At 66.0% G+C, this 18,330-nt stretch carries 16 protein-coding genes; 12 read left to right on the top strand and 4 right to left on the bottom strand.

The window, feature by feature from the left end; genetic code table 11:
• Positions 1-73 precede the first annotated feature (73 nt).
• Positions 74-910 carry a helix-turn-helix domain-containing protein gene (locus OH799_RS00285; RefSeq protein ID WP_406273986.1) on the bottom strand — a complete coding sequence of 279 codons (837 nt, stop codon included), beginning with the start codon at positions 908-910 and terminating at the stop codon, positions 74-76.
• Between the two features lie 100 nt (positions 911-1,010).
• Here OH799_RS00285 and OH799_RS00280 point away from each other — a divergent pair, with 100 nt between their 5' ends.
• Positions 1,011-1,772, top strand: coding sequence for a phytanoyl-CoA dioxygenase family protein (locus OH799_RS00280; protein ID WP_406273983.1), 762 nt, complete (start codon positions 1,011-1,013; stop codon positions 1,770-1,772).
• Positions 1,773-1,910: 138 nt separating this feature from the next.
• On the opposite strand, the gene OH799_RS00275 is transcribed toward OH799_RS00280, so the two are convergent.
• Positions 1,911-2,912: an alpha/beta hydrolase gene (locus OH799_RS00275; RefSeq protein WP_406273980.1), complete on the bottom strand. Its 1,002-nt coding sequence runs from the start codon at positions 2,910-2,912 to the stop codon at positions 1,911-1,913.
• A gap of 400 nt (positions 2,913-3,312) precedes the next feature.
• On the opposite strand from OH799_RS00275, the gene OH799_RS00270 reads away from it, so the two are divergent.
• The gene (locus tag OH799_RS00270; protein ID WP_406273977.1) at positions 3,313-3,453 is read left to right on the top strand and encodes a hypothetical protein; all 141 of its coding nucleotides are present in this window, start codon (positions 3,313-3,315) and stop codon (positions 3,451-3,453) included.
• Positions 3,454-3,623: 170 nt separating this feature from the next.
• On the opposite strand, the gene OH799_RS00265 is transcribed toward OH799_RS00270, so the two are convergent.
• Positions 3,624-4,994, bottom strand: coding sequence for an MFS transporter (locus OH799_RS00265; protein ID WP_406273974.1), 1,371 nt, complete (start codon positions 4,992-4,994; stop codon positions 3,624-3,626).
• Positions 4,995-5,347: 353 nt separating this feature from the next.
• On the opposite strand from OH799_RS00265, the gene OH799_RS00260 reads away from it, so the two are divergent.
• Positions 5,348-7,810: an FAD-dependent oxidoreductase gene (locus OH799_RS00260; protein WP_406273971.1), complete on the top strand. Its 2,463-nt coding sequence runs from the start codon at positions 5,348-5,350 to the stop codon at positions 7,808-7,810.
• Positions 7,811-7,957: 147 nt separating this feature from the next.
• Entirely contained in the window at positions 7,958-8,371 is a 414-nt protein-coding gene (locus OH799_RS00255; protein ID WP_406273968.1) for a glycine cleavage system protein H, read from the top strand.
• A 158-nt stretch (positions 8,372-8,529) separates the two neighbouring features.
• On the opposite strand, the gene OH799_RS00250 is transcribed toward OH799_RS00255, so the two are convergent.
• Positions 8,530-9,198, bottom strand: a complete 669-nt coding sequence (locus OH799_RS00250) for a GntR family transcriptional regulator (protein WP_406273965.1) — start codon at positions 9,196-9,198, stop codon at positions 8,530-8,532.
• A 192-nt stretch (positions 9,199-9,390) separates the two neighbouring features.
• Between OH799_RS00250 and OH799_RS00245 the strand changes: the two genes are divergently transcribed.
• The 8 genes from OH799_RS00245 to OH799_RS00210 all read left to right on the top strand — a co-directional run bounded on the left by OH799_RS00245 (position 9,391) and on the right by OH799_RS00210 (position 18,325).
• Entirely contained in the window at positions 9,391-10,623 is a 1,233-nt protein-coding gene (locus OH799_RS00245; RefSeq protein ID WP_406273962.1) for a sarcosine oxidase subunit beta family protein, read from the top strand.
• 13 nt (positions 10,624-10,636) lie between these two features.
• Positions 10,637-10,915: a sarcosine oxidase subunit delta gene (locus tag OH799_RS00240; RefSeq protein WP_406273960.1), complete on the top strand. Its 279-nt coding sequence runs from the start codon at positions 10,637-10,639 to the stop codon at positions 10,913-10,915.
• The gene (locus OH799_RS00235; protein WP_406273957.1) at positions 10,912-13,776 is read left to right on the top strand and encodes a 2Fe-2S iron-sulfur cluster-binding protein; all 2,865 of its coding nucleotides are present in this window, start codon (positions 10,912-10,914) and stop codon (positions 13,774-13,776) included. The genes OH799_RS00240 and OH799_RS00235 overlap by 4 nt, the downstream gene beginning before the upstream one ends.
• Complete coding sequence (locus tag OH799_RS00230) at positions 13,769-14,350, top strand: sarcosine oxidase subunit gamma (protein ID WP_406273954.1); 582 nt, start codon at positions 13,769-13,771, stop codon at positions 14,348-14,350. The genes OH799_RS00235 and OH799_RS00230 overlap by 8 nt, the downstream gene beginning before the upstream one ends.
• Before the next feature lie 154 nt (positions 14,351-14,504).
• Positions 14,505-15,173 (top strand): GntR family transcriptional regulator, encoded by a 669-nt coding sequence (locus OH799_RS00225; protein ID WP_406273951.1) that lies wholly within the window; start codon positions 14,505-14,507, stop codon positions 15,171-15,173.
• Between the two features lie 467 nt (positions 15,174-15,640).
• A complete protein-coding gene (locus OH799_RS00220; RefSeq protein WP_406273948.1) occupies positions 15,641-16,726 on the top strand; it encodes an S-(hydroxymethyl)mycothiol dehydrogenase in 1,086 nt (361 codons plus the stop codon).
• Positions 16,723-17,349, top strand: coding sequence for an MBL fold metallo-hydrolase (locus OH799_RS00215; protein WP_406273945.1), 627 nt, complete (start codon positions 16,723-16,725; stop codon positions 17,347-17,349). Before OH799_RS00220 ends, OH799_RS00215 begins: the two co-directional genes overlap by 4 nt.
• Positions 17,350-17,524: 175 nt before the next feature.
• The gene (locus OH799_RS00210; RefSeq protein WP_406273942.1) at positions 17,525-18,325 is read left to right on the top strand and encodes an IclR family transcriptional regulator; all 801 of its coding nucleotides are present in this window, start codon (positions 17,525-17,527) and stop codon (positions 18,323-18,325) included.
• Positions 18,326-18,330 lie beyond the last annotated feature (5 nt).

Here is an 18,330-nt window from a genome sequence, read left to right as displayed (position 1 = left end):
GGGATCGCCGCGGCCGAACCGCCCGGCGCCGACGGCGCACACCACCAGAACTCGGGCATGTCGACGCCGGCTTCTAGTGCTGCAGCCGGAGATCTTCGTGGTTGGCGCGCAAGGTGGAGGGGGTGCGGCCTGTTTCGTGCTGAAATACTCGGTAGAACTGGGCGTAGCTGCCGAACCCGGCTGTGACGGCGGCGGCCAATGCTGTGGTGTGTTCGCCATTGCCGTAGGCGAGTAGGAATCGGTGCAGCCGTTGCTGGTTGCGATAGCGAGTGAGCGGGATACCGATCTGGGCTCTGAACAGACGGCTCAGGTGTGTGGGACTGAGGCCGGCGATGCGCGCCAGATCGGCGAGGTCGCCCGCGTTCGGGTCGGCCTGCAACACTCGGGCAACCGTGCGGATGCTGGGATGGACATCGTCACTGTCGACGACATCATCGCTGTCCAGGAACGCACGCCAGGCCAGAGTGAGCAGGTAGGCCACCCCGGCGTTGGCCAGGGCGTGATCCCGGGTCTCGGCGGCGCACACCTCACCGAACAGGGTTTGCAGGCGACGGCTATGTATAGCGCCGAGGCGACGTGAGAACTGCTCTACCGGATCGTCCTGCGCGAGAGGTCTTGTGTGTGGTGCCATTGCGATTCGGGCAACGAGCTCGGGTGTGAACACCGCCCACCACAGCTCGTGGTCGGCCGACTGGTTCACCAGGATGTGGTCTTGTGCCGGGAACAACCACGTCAACGTACCGGGGCTGAGTTCGTATCGACGCTCACCCAGCAGGTAGGTGGCAGTGCCGCGCACGACCAGATTGACTTCCAGCTCGGCATGGCGATGGGCGCGTACACGGACATCGCCGGCGATGTGGCGCACCGCTCGACCGTCGAGGCCGTCGGGCAGCTTCAGATCTTCGATCACGCAAGAAACGATAAATACTTGCCGAGCCATGAGAAGACCGTCGTGCCCTGGTTCGCCGAAACTGTGGTGGAACGACTTCGCCAACCATCGGGAGAACCTCATGACTGCCTTGAGCAACGCGTCTTCGCCGGTCACGGCTGAGCACATACGTCTGTTCCGGGATGAGGGGTTCTTCGTCCTCGAAAACGCCCTCGATCCGCATGATCTGCAAGCTCTTCGCGATGAGTGTCAGCGCTTCGTCGACGAACGCGACGCCGAAATGGATCAGCTCGGCGTCGACAGCCTGGACCTCGATCATCGTGGTCGACGCTACTTCGTCCACGCCTACGACCACAGCGCGGTGATACGACGGTTTCTGGCCTGCGACCTGATGGTTCAGATTGCCCGAGCGGCACTGGGCGAGACGATATACCTGTTCAACGAGCAGTACGTCGTCAAGGCCGCGGAGCAGGGTATGAGATTCGGTTGGCACCAGGACTCCGGTTTCATCGACTACCCGCACACCCCCTACCTCACCTGCTGGATCGCCCTCGATGACGTCACCGCAGCCAACGGCACCGTGTATCTACTGCCGTACTCTCGAGCCGGAACGCGCGAGGTCGTTCGGCATGTGCAAGACGAGGAAACGCGGGACCGGATCGGCTACTTCGGCGACGACCCGGGCGATCCAGTGATCGTGCCGGCAGGCAGCATCGCCTGCTTCTCCAGCACGGTCCTGCACCGCAGCGGTCCCAATGCGACAGATCGGGTGCGCCGCGTCTACCTCGCCCAATACTCAGCACAGCCGATTCTCACCGCCGACGGGACCCAGCCACGACACTTGGCCCACCCCCTGCTGATCAACGGCCATCGCAACACCTGACTCGCCGACCTACAGCTTTACCGCCGTCCCGGCCGACAGCTCATCAAACCTCATAGCGCCTGAGGATGCGCCGGCGACCGCGGTAACGCCGTCGGAGATCTTGCCGCGTGCTACCGAAACCTCGTGAGTGGCATCGCGTCAGTGCGCGCCAAGCGCATCGAGGATCATCGGACGCGCCGTCGCGAGCGCTTGCTGCCAGTAGGGCCAGGTATGCGTTCCATTGACGATGTCGATGCGAGCGGCAATTCCCAACGCCGCGATTCGGTCACCGAACATCTGGGTGGCAGTCGTCGTCATCGCCTCGAGGCTCATCGCGTTCACCGTGTTGCCGATCCCGTACGGCAGGTCCAGCGGACCAGGCGCGCCATTGCCCGTCGAGACGTATATCGGCAGTCCGCGCAGCAATTCTGCCTGCACAGTGGCATCGTTGCGGTCCCAGGCGGGATCCCCCGCCGGACCCCACATGTCGTCCACATTGAAGTTACCCTCGTCCCACATGGCAGCGCGCATCGCTTCGCTCCAGAGCGGAAACGTCGGGTGCACGAACCCTGAAAAGGATCCGGCGAACTTGAACTGGTCGCGATGGTGGCCGGCCAGCGTCAGGGCGGCGTTGCCCCCCATCGAGGCCCCCACGATGGCGTTGTTGGTTCGCGACACGCCGTACCGTTGCAGGTACGCAGGCAGCTCCTGGGTGAGGAAGGCCTCCCATTTGTACGTCGTCGCCTGGCGGTTGGTACTACTCGGTCGGTACCAGTCGGTGTAGAAGCTCGAGCGACCACCGACCGGAAACACCAACGTGACGTTATCGCCTGCGAATTGGCGCAGCGCGTCGGTATCGGTCGTCCACTGACTGTGGTCGGCCGGCGCACGAAGACCGTCGAGCACGTAGAGGGCCGCGCTTCCGCCGCGGGACGCCCACTGCACCTGGACTTTGATCGACCCCATGCTGGACGGTACGAAGAGCTCCTCGTACCCGCCTACCGGCGCCCGCAATATCGGTGCGTGAATCGGTCCGGCGGTAGCCACCGCCGCACCGATCGACGACACCAACACAGCTGTTGCTATGACAGCGCCGGTCTTCCTCCGCCAACCACGAATCACCCGCTGGTCCCCAGATCGCGCTGCCACGCCCATCCACATACCTCCTACCTTCTTCCCCGGTCACCGACCGAGGAGACCCGAATTTGGCTGTCGCTCAGACCAAGTCGCTTCCTGTGCGCTTGCGGCTCCGCCGCGCCCGGAATCGGAAAGACCATCATAGATCGTGCCGCGATCGCCCTCGAGCCGCCGTGAACGCCGTGACCACGCAGCGCACCGGGTGACTGTCGTCAGCGTGTCCATGCACTGACTCTTCCGGCAGTTCCTCGATTCCGCGGCGCGGTCGATTACGCCATCTGCGCCGGTGTGTCGCAAGGTGTTCGCCGATCAACACACCATCTCGACGTGACCAGTCCGCGGCCTGCACGGCAACGCGCTCGTGTCAGCGCCCTGTCATCGAGGCCGCAGCTACCGAATTCGGCCTTCCCGGCGTTGTGTCTTGGTGGACGGTAAGGAGGTCTTCGCCTGCCACGGCGTGACGAGCGTCGACAACTCGCTGCCGGTCGTCGACGAGGAGACCTTGTACCCCGCGCTCCCGCACAAGGTCAGCCGAGGCGCCCCATCATCGGCTACTCGAGACTGACGGTGAAGCCGCTCCCAGCCAGGATTCGGTCCGGACGCCTGGAGTGAGATGGCCCCTCGATGCGGCTGCCCGCCAGTGTGTTCGGTGCGGCTTGCGCCGAGCCGGTCTGCGACGCCCGGACTTGGCCTAAGCATGATCGCAGTGCCCACCCGGCTGCCGGGGCGCACGGGCTACCCGGCGTGCACCGGGGCGGTGCCACCGAGGTTGGTGTCCTTCGTCTCCTCCGCCCACGCCAGGCAAGCGACGAAGCCGACGACGGTCAACGCGGCGCCGATCAGCATGGTCGGACCGACACCGATCTCATCCAGCGAGACCGGCAGCAGGAACGTTCCGACGGCCGCACCGATGCGGCTGATGCCGGTGGAGATTCCGATCGCGGTGGCCCGGACCTCGGTGGGAAACAGTTCGCTCGGGTACGTCCAGTCCAGGACGTTCGGTCCGCCGGAAAACAATGCGTACAGGCAGAAGCAGATCACAATGACGACGATCGGGGCCGTGGGCGCGATGCCGAGCACTGCCAGCGGGATTGCCATCAGGCCGAAGGACCACACGATCAACGGGCGCCGTCCCCAGCTGTCGACCCACCGCAGCGCCGGCACACAGCCGATCAGAAATAGCAGGCTGATCAGCGCGGACCCGACATACGCCATGACACCCTCGTTCAAGCCGAACGCCTGGAGGATCACCGGGCCAAACGTGTAGATCGCGAACAGAGGGGTCACCTGGCACAGGAAGAAGAGGCCGCAGAACGTAATGCGGCGCAGGTTTCGGCCCCGGAATACCGTCCGCAGCGAGGCGCGCTGCTCAGGGTTGCCAGCCGCGATGACCTCCGCTGCGACGGCCGCGTCGGCATCGACGGTGTCGCCGAAAACCTTGCTGATCACCCGACGCGCCGCGTCTTTGCGGTCACGCTGGACCAGCCACCGCGGCGATTCCGGGGTGCCTATCCGCATCAGCAGGACGACCACGCCAGGAATCGCCGAACTGACGAGGATCCACCGCCACAGGTCGTCGCCCCCGAAGTGGATGATGGCCAGTCCCACCACGTAGGCGGCGGTGGCTCCGACGTACCAGAACACGATCAATGCGCCGAGCATGCGGCCGCGGTTGTGTCTGGGCAGCCATTCGGCCAGCAGCGAGGTGGCGATGGGGTAGTCGGCGCCGATGGCTAGACCGATAACGAATCGGAGCACGAGGACCTGCCAACTGGTCGCCGCAAACGCGGACAACAGCGATGCTCCGACGAGCACCACCACGTCCAGGATGTACATGACTTCACGGCCGATCTTGTCGGTGATAGGGCCGAAAACCGCCGCCCCGACCAAGATTCCGACGAGGGCCGCCGCCCCGATCGCGCTGAGCATGAACACGCTCAGGTGTAGATCGTCCGTCATCCCCGCTACGGCGACGCTGACGATGCTCAAGACGTACCCGTCGAGGAACGGCCCGCCCGCACAGCGATACATCAGGCGGCGGTGAAATGAGGTCACCGGCGCATCATCGAGGCTGGTCACGGTGGCTGCCGGAGCGGTCGTCGTCATTGCGAATCCCTTATCGCTAGCGACACTCGGAGAATGAGCGAAGCTGAAGAGTGCCTGTAGAAATGTCTGATGTGCCCGGCTAACACATCAGCGTTCTGTGACTGTATTTCAGTCATTCGGGGCCGGTCAAGGGTGCGCTGAAAAGGATCGGGCACGACCACTGGGGCTTGACCCCACCGCATCTTCGACTTATCTTTTGATATATCAGTTGTCGACATACTGACCTGCGATGCGGTCACATTCACCACAGCGGTGGTGTTCGGCGCTGCTCCGGCCCCGTGACGCTGCGATGTCGTCGTCCGAAACGCGGCAGCCGTAGCTGGGGCACACCTGTGAAATCTAGGAGGACCATCATGGGGTCACCGCGCGTAGTGATCATCGGAGCAGGCATCGTCGGTGCCAACCTGGCTGACGAGCTGACCGCCCGAGGCTGGGATCAGATCACCGTCGTGGACCAGGGGCCGCTGCCCCTGACCGGAGGATCGACCTCCCATGCGCCCGGCTTGGTCTTCCAGACGAACGCATCGAAGACAATGACCGAGTTCGCCCGGTACACAGTCGAGAAGTTCGTCGGCATGGACGTCGACGGCGAATGGTGCTTCAGCAGGCTGGGCGGCCTCGAGGTGGCCACCACCCTCGAACGTCTGGCCGACCTGCACCGCAAGCAAGGCTGGGCGACGTCATGGGGGATCGAGGGGACCGTCCTCGATCCACAGGAATGTGTGAAGCTGCATCCGCTCATCGACGAGAGCCAGATACTCGGGGGACTCTACGTACCGACCGACGGACTCGCGAAGGCGTCGCGTGCCGTTGTCGCTCTTGCCCGGCGCTCAGAGGCTCGGGGTGCGGTTTTCCGGGGGCTGACCAAAGTCACCGGCATCGAACAGGGTAATGGGCGAGTCACCGGAGTGGCCACATCGAACGGAGTCATTCCGGCAGACATCGTCGTTTCGTGCGCGGGCTTCTGGGGGCCGAACATCGGCGCGATGGTCGGCATGAACGTGCCGCTGCTTCCGCTGGCCCACCAGTACGCCAAGACAGATCAGATCCCCGAGCTCGTGGGCCGCAATAGTGAACTCGCCGAGGCCGGCTTCCCGATTCTTCGCCACCAGGACCACGATCTCTACTACCGCGAGCACGGCGATCGTCTCGGAATCGGAACCTACGCCCATCGCCCGATGCCGGTCAGCCTGCGCGATCTCGAGGAAAGCGATGCGGTCTCCGCCTGCGACATGCCCTCGATGCTGCCGTTCACCGGAGAGGACTTCGCCCCGTCGTGGGAGCAGAGCAGGCGTCTTCTTCCCAGTCTCGAGTCCGCCAAGATCGACACCGGTTTCAACGGCGTCTTCTCGTTCACGCCCGATGGCGGACCACTCGTCGGTGAGTCCGCCGACGTGGCGGGATTCTGGATCGCGGAAGCCGTGTGGGTCACGCACTCTGCCGGCGTAGCTCGCGCGGTGGCCCAACTCCTCGTGGACGGGAGAAGCGAGATCGAGCTGCACGGCTGCGACGTGCACCGCTTCGAGGAGATTCAGCTGGCACCCGACTATGTCAGCGAGACCTCGCAGCAGAACTTCGTCGAAATCTATGACGTGCTGCATCCACTGCAGCCACGCGTTTCACCGCGGAACCTGCGCGTGAGCCCCTTCCATGCTCGCCAGAGGGAACTCGGCGCGGTCTTCCTCGAAAGCGGCGGGTGGGAGCGCCCCCACTGGTTCGAGGCCAATGCCAGTCTGCTCGAGTACCTTCCGGAGGAGTGGACGCCCCCCGCTCGCGATGCGTGGTCTGCGAAGTTCCACTCCCCGATCGCCGCAGTCGAGGCTTGGCGTACCCGCACGGCGGTCGCTATGTATGACATGACCCCGCTCAGGCGCCTCGAGATCAGCGGGCGTGGCGCCTCGAGTCTCTTGGATCACCTGACGACCGGAAAGATGGACAAGTCCATCGGGTCGGTGACGTACACGCTGGCGCTCGACCACGCCGGTGGGGTGCGCAGCGACCTCACCGTCACGAGGCTGTCCGCTGACACCTTTCAGGTCGGTGCCAACGGAAACCTCGACCTCGACTATTTCCGTCGCCAGATGCCCGGCGACGGCAGCGTGCAGATCCGCGACATCACCGGCGGCACTTGCTGTATAGGCCTGTGGGGCCCGCGGGCCCGCGATCTGGTGCAGGCGCTCAGTAGTGACGACTTCTCGAACGAGAGTTTCAAGTACTTCCGGTCGAAGAATGCCCGTATCGCCGGCGTCCCGGTCACCGCCATGCGTTTGTCGTACGTCGGCGAGCTGGGCTGGGAGCTGTACACCTCGGCCGACAACGGTCTTCGACTGTGGGACGTGCTCTGGCAGGAAGGCCATCAGTACGGCGTGATCGCCGCAGGCCGAGCAGCATTCAACAGCCTGCGCATGGAGAAGGGTTACCGCGCGTGGGGCACCGATATGACCACCGAACACAACCCCTACGAGGCGGGCCTCGGCTTCGCCGTTCGTCGGCAGAAGGAAGAGTTCGTCGGCCGCATGGCGCTCGAGGGTGTCGGTGACGCGACGGTTACCCGGCGCCTGGCCTGCCTGCGGGTCGATGATGGCCGGTCCGTCGTGCTCGGACAGGAGCCGGTCTTCCTGGACGGCCGCCCGGCCGGCTATGTCACCAGCGCCGCGTTCGGCCACACGGTCGGCGCACCTATCGCCTACGCCTGGCTGCCTGCGTCCGCAGCACCCGGAACACCAGTCGAGATCCAGTATTTCGACCGGCGCGTCGCCGCGACGGTGGTGGCCGAACCGTTGGTCGACCCCGAGATGAAGCGCATCAAAGCCTGACCGCTCGGGTCCCACTCCCAACTGTCAGTTGCTTACCCGATCGCGGCCGGACCGCACGTGTGCGAGGTTCGGCAGGTGCGCCGACAGCTGTGGCGTGACCCAGGCGACCGTTCACAAAGCCCCGCTTTCGACCGTCAGAAGGAAGCCATGAGAGCTCAGCAGATCCCGACGGATCGCCGGTATACCGCCGGCCATAGTTGGTTGGCCCTCGCCCCGGGCGATCACCTCGCCGACTACCCGATTCGCTGCGGCGTAGCCAAGGCCGCAGTAGAGGGCGTCGACGTCGTCGCGTTGGACCTGCCCGCGGTCCGCAGCACAGTGATGATCGGCGCACCATGCGCGCTGATCTGGACCTCGGCGCGAAGCGCGATCACACTGGCCGCACCGATTACCGGCCTGGTCACGTTGGCGAACACCGCGGTCGTCGACGATCCGCGGCTGGTGGCCGCCGATCCGTTCCACGCCGGATGGCTTTTCGCCGTTCTTCCCACACTGACAGCGTCGACCGCGGGGTTACTCACCGCGGCCCAGTACGCCAACGGACTCGGTGCGGCGACATGACCTGCCGGACGCGCACCCGCCCGTGGCCATTCACGCGCCGATCTTCGCTCGGATCGTGACATGACCGTCAGCGGCGGACGCTGTCGCCCGAGGCCGGGTGCCCGACCTCGGGCGCGACAGGCCTCGAGCGCCGATCATCGCGGCCCCCACCGCTCCCCTCACACCACGGCGCGGACGGCCTGTTCGAACCCGAGGACGTGCGCGAGGGCGAGCTCGGAGGCGGCGGCATCGTCGCCGTCGACGATGGCGTGCAGCAGCTCGACGTGCTCACGCACATGCCCGGTGACATCGGGCAGCCGATCGAGGAACAGGCACCAGATCCGGGTGGCGTGGGCGTCCTGGCACACAAGGACGTCCTCGAGGTAAGGATTGCCGGCCGCCCGGTAGATCTCGCGGTGGACGCGTACGTCCTCCCGGAGTACCTGTCGGCGGTCGCCGCCGCGCTCGAGCCGAGCAATCGCTGCGGCGAGTTCCGACAGCCGGGCGCGTGCGTCGGGTGGTGCAGTCCGGGCCGCCCGCGCGGCCGCCACCGGTTCGAGCTGCTTGCGAATCTCGGAGATATGCGCGAGATCGGTGATGTCGACGGTCGTGGCGAACGTTCCGCGGCGCGGGTACGCCACAACCAGCCGGTCACGCTCGAGTCTCTTGAGCGCTTCGCGCACAGGTGTGCGGCCGAAACCGAGCTCGCTGGCCAAGCGGTCGTCGTTGATCGGCTCGCTCGGCCGAATGTCCAGCAGGACCAGTCGCTCGAGGATGAGCTCGTACGCACGGTCTGCATTGGAGGCGAGAGGTTGCCTAACCACCGTCGCCTGCGTTTGGACGCTCACGTTCCTCTTTCTCCGGGCTTGTCGGGATGGGGTTCATGGAGACCCTTGACCTTTGTGTACCAAGAATCATACTCTATCCACCAACTGATATATCAGTTGGCTTCAGCTGAGCGGGCGGAGGCTTCAGTTGGCGGCTGCGCAGCCACTCGGACCGTCCACATATCCGCTCCACCACCTGACGGAGGCCACACGATGAGAACCAAGGCCCCGGGCGCGCACCTGCCCGAGCATCCCGACTTCCTCTGGCGTAACCCTGAGCCGAAACGGTCCTACGATGTCGTGATCGTCGGCGGCGGCGGGCATGGGCTCGCGACCGCCCACTATCTCGCGAAGAACCACGGGATCACGAAGGTGGCGGTCCTGGAGAAGGGCTGGCTCGCGGGCGGCAACATGGCCCGCAACACCACACTGATCCGCTCGAACTACCTGTGGGACGAGAGCGCGCGAATTTACGAACACTCCCTGAAACTGTGGGAGAACCTCGAAGACGACCTCGGCTACCCCATCCTGTTCAGCCAGCGCGGCGTGCTCAACCTGGCGCACAGCCTGCAGGACGTCCGCGACGGCGTCCGCCGGGTGGAGGCCAACAAGCTCAACGGCATCGACGCGCAGTGGGTCGAGCCCGACGAGATCAAGAAACTCTGCTCGATCGTCAATATCTCGTCCGATATCCGCTACCCGGTGCTCGGTGCGACTTACCAACCCCGCGCTGGCATCGCCAAGCACGACTACGTCGCCTGGGGCTTCGCCCGCCGCGCCGATCAGGCGGGCATCGACATCATCCAGGGTTGCGAGGTCACAGGCTTCGTCACCGACGGTGACCGGGTGACCGGCGTGCGGACCTCCCGCGGAGATATCGCCGCCGGGCAGGTCGCGCTCTGCGCGGCCGGCCACACAGCGGTGCTCACCGACATGCTCGGGATCCGAGTTCCGGTGCAGAGCCACCCGCTGCAGGCGCTGGTCTCCGAGCTACTCGAGCCCGTGCATCCCACCATCGTCATGTCCAACGCCATCCACGTCTACGTTTCGCAGGCGCACAAGGGTGAACTCGTGATGGGTGCGGGTATCGACTCGTACAACGGCTATGGCCAGCGGGGCGCATTCCACATCATCGAACGCCAAATGGCGGCGGCCGTCGAACTCTTCCCGGTCTTCGCCCGCGCGCACTTACTGCGAACCTGGGGCGGAATCGTCGACGTCACGCCTGACGCCTCCCCTATCGTCGGCCGAACGCCATACCGCAACGTGTATCTCAACTGCGGCTGGGGCACGGGCGGGTTCAAGGCGACACCCGGCGTCGGCTGGTGCCTGGCCGACACCATTGCCCGCGACGAGATCCACCCCTACACAGCACCGTTCAGCCTGGACCGTTTCATCACGGGTGCACTTGTGGACGAGCATGGCGCCGCCGCCGTGGCGCACTGATCTAGGAGCGGCAATGCAACTCATCGAATGCCCGTGGTGCGGGCCCCGCGAAGAAACCGAGTTCCATTACGGCGGCCAGGCGCATGTCGCCTACCCGCAGGACCCGGCGTCCCTCTCCGACGAAGAATGGGCGCACTACATCTTCTTCCGGGCAAATCCGAAGGGGCCCTTCGCCGAACGGTGGAGCCACACCGCCGGGTGCCGACGCTGGTTCAACGCCGTGCGTGACACCGCCACCTACCGATTCCACGGCGTATACCGCCTGGACGAGCCGAAGCCGACGATCTCGTGAACGCATCGCATCGCACCCCGGCCGGCGGTCGCATCGACCGCGACACCACCTACGAATTCACCTTCGACGGCCGCGCCTACACCGGACACCCGGGTGACACGCTCGCCTCAGCGCTGCTCGCTCACGGCGTGCACAACGTCGCCAGTAGCGTGAACCTCGGTCGCCCCCGGGGAATCGCGGGGGCCTGGGCAGAGGACACCGGCGGCACGGTCCAGATCGAGGAACCGTTCCCCGAACCGATGCTGCTCGCGACCACCATCGAGTTGTTCGACGGCCTGGTCGCCCGCGGCATCCCTGGACAGGGCAGGCTCGCCACCATCCCGGATGTGGCAAAGTACGACGCCCAGCATGTCCATGCCGACCTCTTGGTCGTCGGTGCCGGTCCGGCCGGGCTGACGGCGGCGCTGACCGCCGCCCGGGCGGGCGCCCGGGTCGTCCTGGTCGACGAGCAATCCGAGGCGGGCGGCTCCCTGCTCGGTAGCACCGACACCATCGACGGCGTCCCCGCGCTCGACTGGATCGCATCCGCGGTTTCCGAACTGGCCACCTACCCGGACATGTTGCACCTGCAGCGCACCACCGCATTCGGACATTACGACGACGGCTTCGTGCTCGCGCTCGAGCGACGCACCGATCACCGCGGGTACGAGGCGCCGGCACACGTCTCGCGGCAGCGGGTGTGGCGGATCCGCGCGCGGCACGTACTCCTCGCGGCCGGTGCCCACGAACGGCCCGTCGTGTTCACCGACAACGACCGCCCCGGCATCATGCTGGCGCACAGCGCGCGCACCTTCTTGCACCGCTACGGTGTCAAAGTCGGAGAGCAGGCGGTCGTCTTCACCACCAACGACAGCGCCTATCTCGCCGCGATCGACCTGCACGACGCCGGCGTTCGCATCGACGCCATCATCGAGGCCCGCGACCGGGCGCCGCAACGCTGGCAGCGAGAATGCGACGAGCGGGGGATCACGATCCGCACCGGATCCGTGGTTTGTGGCACCCGCGGTACCAACCGCATCACCCATGCCGTCGTGTCAACGCGCTCCCACCGCGACACCTGGCCCGATCTTCCGCTCGCGTGCGACGTGCTGCTGGTCAGCGGTGGCTGGAACCCGGCGGTACATCTGTTCAGCCAGGCCCGCGGCACACTGCGCTACGACAACGTACTCGGCGCGTTCCTGCCCGATGAGCAACTCCCCGGTGTCTCGGTCGCCGGCTCCGCCAACGGGATCTTCGCCCTGTCGGGATGTTTGCGGGAGGGCCAGAGGACAGCTGCCGCAGCGGTTCTCGAACTCGGATTCTCCCCCACGTCACCGTCGAGCGCGGCGACCGACGAGGATGATGAGGAGCAGACAGCACCCTTGGTGCTCTGGCGCGTCCCCGATGCCGCAGGCGAACAGAGCGCGTTCGTAGACGTGCAGCGTGACGCGACTGTCGCCGACCTCGCTCGGGCGATCGGCGCGGGAATGCGGTCGATGGAGCACATCAAGCGTTACACCACCATCGGCACCGCGCACGACCAAGGCAAGACCTCCGGGGTCATCTCCTCCGGCATCGCCTCCGAACTTCTCGGCGTTCCGATCGAGGAGCTGGGCACCACCACCTTCCGCCCGCCCTACACCCCGGTCCCGTTCGCTGCGCTCGCAGGCCAGGATCGGGGCATGCTGTTCGACCCGGAACGCGTCACCGCCATACACGACTGGCACGTCGCCCGCGGTGCGGTGTTCGAGGACGTCGGGCAGTGGAAGCGGCCGCGGTACTACCCGCGTCCCGGCGAGAACATGGACAACGCCGTTTTGCGCGAGTGCGCGGCCGTGCGCGGCGGAGTCGGCATTCTCGACGGCTCCACCCTCGGCAAGATCGACGTGCAGGGTCCGGATGCCGGCGAGCTGCTGGACATGATCTACACGAACATGATGAGCAGCCTCGCGGTCGGCAGGATCCGGTACGGCGTCATGTGCGGGGTCGACGGCATGGTTATCGACGACGGGACCGTCATGCGCCTGGCCGAGGACCGATTTCTCGTGTTCACGACTACCGGCGGGGCCGCGAAGATCCTCGACTGGATGGAGGAGTGGACCCAGACCGAATGGCCCCATCTGAAGGTCTGCCTGACTTCCGTCACCGAGCACTGGTCGACCTTCCCCGTCGTCGGGCCGCGCTCCCGTGACGTGGTCGGTGCCGTCTTCCCCGACCTCGATGTCTCCAATGAGGCGTTTCCGTTCATGACATGGCGGGACACCAGCCTCGGCGACATCCCGGTCCGGATCGCGCGGATCAGCTTCTCCGGCGAGCTGGCCTTCGAAGTCAATGTCAACAGCTGGTACGCGCTCGCGGTGTGGTCCCGCCTGCTCGAGGCCGGCCGAACCCGAGGAATTACCCCATACGGGACCGAGACCATGCACGTGCTGCGCGCGGAGAAGGGGTACCCGATCGTCGGGCAGGACACCGACGGAACGGTCACCCCACACGATCTGGGCATGGCATGGGCCGTGTCGAAGAAGAAGCCGGACTTCGTCGGCAAGCGCTCGTTCAGCCGCGTCGAGAACAACAACCCGCGACGCAAACAGTTGGTCGGGCTGCTGCCCATCGACCGGCAGACCATGCTGCCCGAGGGCTCGCAGATCATCGAGTTCTGCGAGAACGGGGTCCTTCCACCGCCGCCGGTCCCGATGCTGGGTCACGTCACCTCCAGTTATCGCAGCGCCGAGCTCGATCGGCCCTTCGCCCTCGCGCTGCTCGAGGCCGGGCGCTCCCGTATCGGGGAAACCCTGCACATCCCCGTCCAAGGCGCTCTGGTCCCGGTGCAGGTCACCGGATCCGTCCTGATCGACCCAGAAGGAGCACGCCGCGATGGCTGACACCCTCGCCCCCGTCAGTCCCCTGCAGGGTTGGGAGCACAAGATCTCGGCGCTACCCGAGTCCCTCCGTCTGAGCGAGGAGCCCTTCGTCGCCATGGTCGACCTGCGCATCGATGCGCCCGCCGCGGCCGCGCCGGTGTGCGGGGTCGACCTGCCGACCGTGTCGTCCACCTTCGCGCGCTCCGGCGACACCACCGTGATCTGGCTGGGGCCCAATGAATGGCTGGTCACCGACACCTTCCGCACGGGCCGAGCCCTCGAGGCCGAGCTGCGGGCCGCCGTCGCCCCGCATGGCGGCGCAGCGGTGGACGTGTCAGCACAGCGCACCACGCTGCGGCTGCGCGGTGCGCATGCCCGCGACGTACTGGCCAAGGGCTGTTCGCTGGACCTACACCCGAACGTCTTCACCACCGGCTCGGCCGCGCAAACCACCCTCGCCCGGGCCGGCATCGTCCTCCTCGCCCTCGACGACACCGGCACTGACCACCGCATCCTCGTCCGATCCTCCTTCGCGCGTTACCTCACCGACTGGCTACTCGACGCAGCCATCGAGTTCAGCCTGGACGGGCGGTGACGGTGCAGCGCAATAGTCGGCCGACGCCCTGAGACGCCCGTGCCCGCATCCCCGCCCGATCCGGGCTCGGGTGGGCCTGAGCGCAACCGTGCACACCGATGTACCCTGATGGCTATCTGATATTTCAATGTGTGCAAGAGACGTTTCAGGGGGCATGGTGACACCGTTGCCGCGGCCTTCGAGCAGGGTCCGCACGTCGAACAGCGAGTTGCTCTCCGACCGCGCCTACGTGGCAATCAGAGACAAGCTGATCTCTCTCGATATAGCCCCCGGCGACACCATCGACGAGGAGCGGCTCGCCGCTGAACTGGGCGTCGGCCGAACTCCGGTGCGCGAGGCGATCAAACGCCTTGCCCATCAGAAACTCGTTGTCATCTATCCCCGCCGGGGCAGTTATGCGTCGGAAATCGATGTGGCGGACCTCGAGTCGATCTGCGATATCCGCGAGCGGCTCGAAGGGTTGGCCGCCGAACAGGCCGCGCGCCACGCCCGGTACGAAGAGCGTCAGGAACTCCAGCACCTGCTCGCCGAGTTCAACGGCTGCACGGAGCCGACGGCGCTGCTCGAGCTCGACACCGCGATGCACCGGACGGTGCACCGACTGGCACACAACGAGTATCTGCGTGACATCTTGATGCAGAGTCTCGATCTGTCGCTACGGATATGGAACATGGCGCGCGAGCGGCTGCCACACCTCGAGCATCATGTACACAGTCAGGCCGAGGTGCTGCGGGCGATTCTCGACCGCGATCCGCAGCGGGCAGGTGAGCTCGCCCAGCGGCACGTGCGCGAGTTCGAGGACGAGGTCCGGGAGATGTTCTGAATGGCGTAGCCGGCGCCACAACGGTTGTGGCGCCGATTCCACCGCAACCCTTGACCCCGAAACGCCACCACTCTAACGTATTGATATATCAGTTCTCGACATAAGGCGTTTCAGGTGAGCAGCTTCCGCGACCAGACGACCTCGGAGACCGCATGCCGCACGACGACTTCCAAGAAGGCAGCCGAGACCGAGCCGCGCCACTCGACGGCAAGGGCGCAAACCTCGCTGAGATGACCAACATGGGACTTCCCGCCCCGCTAGGGTTCGCTATCACGACAGACGACCGCGGCATCGTCGGAGTGTCACCATTCGAGTCGCTCGACGTAAGGGGGCTGATGCGCCCCGCCTGCGATGAGGGGCAGCGCGCCCGTCCAGCTCCGTGGGTGCGGCCGAGCACGGTGGCGACAACCCGACAACCCCAGTCCACCCGCGCACCAGCGCGGCCGACGAAGAGCTAGGAGTTCACCATGCCGCAGCAGGTACGCGGGGTCATCGCCCGCGCGAAGGGCGCCCCGGTCGAGACCGTGACCATCACCATCCCGGATCCCGGCCCGGGCGAGGTCGTGGTCGCGATCGCCACGTGCGGGGTGTGCCACACGGACCTCACCTACCGCGAGGGCGGCATCAACGACGAGTACCCCTTCCTGCTCGGCCACGAGGCCGCGGGCGTCGTCGAGAGCGTCGGCCCAGGCGTGGACACGGTCACGGTCGGCGATTTCGTGATCCTCAACTGGCGGGCAGTGTGCGGAAAATGCCGGGCCTGCAAGCGCGGTCGGCCGCAGTACTGCTTCGACACCTACAACGCGACACAGAAGATGGCCCTCGAGGACGGCACCGAGCTGACCCCCGCACTGGGCATCGGCGCGTTCGCGGACAAGACCCTCGTGCACGCCGGACAATGCACGAAGGTCGACCCGTCCGCCGACCCTGCGGTGGCCGGACTGCTGGGCTGCGGGGTGATGGCGGGCCTGGGCGCCGCCGTGAACACGGGAAACGTCACCCGCGGCGACTCGGTGGCGGTCATCGGCTGCGGCGGTGTCGGCGACGCCGCGATCATGGGCTCGCGGCTGGCCGGGGCGAACAAGATCATCGCGATCGATCGCGATCCCCGCAAGCTGGAGTGGGCCATCGAGCTGGGCGCCACCCACACGATCAACGGCGCCGAGGTCGACGTCATCGAAGCTGTGCGGGAGCTGACCGGGGGCTTCGGCGCGGACGTGGTGATCGACGCGGTCGGCCGGCCCGAGACCTGGAAGCAGGCGTTCTACGCGCGCGACCTGGCCGGAACCGTAGTGCTCGTCGGCGTACCGACCCCGGACATGACCCTGGAGATACCGCTGGTGGACTTCTTCTCTCGCGGCGGTGCACTGAAGTCGTCCTGGTACGGCGACTGCCTTCCCGAGCGCGACTTCCCGATGCTCGTCGACCTGTATCAGCAGGGCCGGCTGCCGCTGGAGAAATTCGTCACCGAACGCATCGAGCTCGACCAGGTCGAGGAGGCGTTCGCGACCATGCACCGCAACGACGTGCTGCGCTCGGTGGTGGTCCTGTGAGTCTGCGTATCGAGCGGGTCGTCACCTCCGGCACCTTCAGCCTCGACGGCGGCACCTGGGAGGTCGACAACAACATCTGGCTGATCGGCGACGACACCGACGTGGTGATTGTCGACGCAGCGCATGCCGCGCAACCGATTATCGACGCAGTCGGGGGCCGTCGGGTCACCGCGGTGCTCTGCACCCACGGCCACAACGATCACGTCACTGTGGCGCCCGAACTCGCCGAAAAGCTGGACGCCCCGCTGATGCTGCACCCCGGTGACGACGTGCTGTGGAGGATGACCCATCCCGACGAGCGATACCTGCGTATCGACGACGGGCAGCGGATCGGAGTCGCCGGCACAGAGATCGAAGTCATCCACACCCCCGGTCACTCGCCGGGCTCGGTATGCCTGCACATGCCCGAGGCCGGCATGTTGTTCTCCGGCGACACGCTGTTCCAGGGCGGCCCGGGCGCCACCGGCCGGTCCTACTCGGACTTCCCGACGATCATCGACTCGATCCGCGACCGCCTGTTCGCCCTGCCCGAGGACACACTCGTACACACCGGACATGGCGAGGGCACCACGATCGACGCAGAGGCTCCGCACCTGGCCGCCTGGATCGCGCGAGGACACTGACCTTGATCCGACAACATCCGACTTCTCGGCGACCATCGTCGGTGCGGGCGTCGAATGCTGCGGTCCGGCACACGTGACCGACCGGCGCGTCAACGACCTCGAGCGGATTACAGAGCGCAATACGCACCGTGTTTCTCATTAGGCAACACCAAGTGGCTGTGCCTATAGTTGCGCCATGAAGAACGCCACGGTGAGAACCGCAAACGGGGCGGCGGGAACCGCGACCGGCGTGCAGTCGGTCGACCGTGCGGTGAGTGTGCTCGAGATCCTGGCCCGACGCGGCGAGGCGGGTGTCAGCGAGGTCGCCGCCGACATCGGCGTGCACAAGTCGACGGCGTTCCGGCTGCTCAGCGCGCTCGAGGAGCGCGAGCTCGTCGAACAAACCCACGAGCGCGGCAAGTACCGCCTCAGCTTCGGAATCCTCCGCCTTGCCGGGGCGGTCCCTCGACGGCTGGACATCGCGGAACAGGCAGGCCCGGTGTGCAGAACGCTCGCCGCACAACTCGGCGAAACAGTGAACGTGGCCGTGCTGCGGTCCCATTTCGTGGTCAACCTGTGTCAGGCACGAGGTCCGTCGGCCGTCAGCACACACAACTGGATCGGCGAGTCGACCCCGCTACATGCCACGTCCAGCGGCAAGATTCTCCTCGCGCATATGGATGCCGAGCAGCGCGAAGACCTGTTGTCCGCGGCAGGTCTGGACCAACTCACCCCGCGGACGATCACCTCTTCCGCAACGCTGGAAGAGCAGCTCTCCATCGCCCTGCGCGACGGCTACGCATACACCGTCGAGGAGTTGGAGGAGGGCCTCAACGCCATCGCGGCGCCGATCCGCGATCACACCGGCGAGGTGGTCGCGGCGGTCAGCGTGTCCGGTCCGGTCTACCGGTTCAGCGAGCAGTGGCTGCATGAGATCGCGCGGGACGTGATCGTCGCCGCCGACGCGATCAGCCGCAGGATGGGCTATCTCGACTGATTTCC

The organism is Nocardia sp. NBC_00881, assembly GCF_045207455.1.
Lineage (GTDB): Bacteria > Actinomycetota > Actinomycetes > Mycobacteriales > Mycobacteriaceae > Nocardia.
This window is presented reverse-complemented; position numbering and strand designations above follow the sequence as displayed.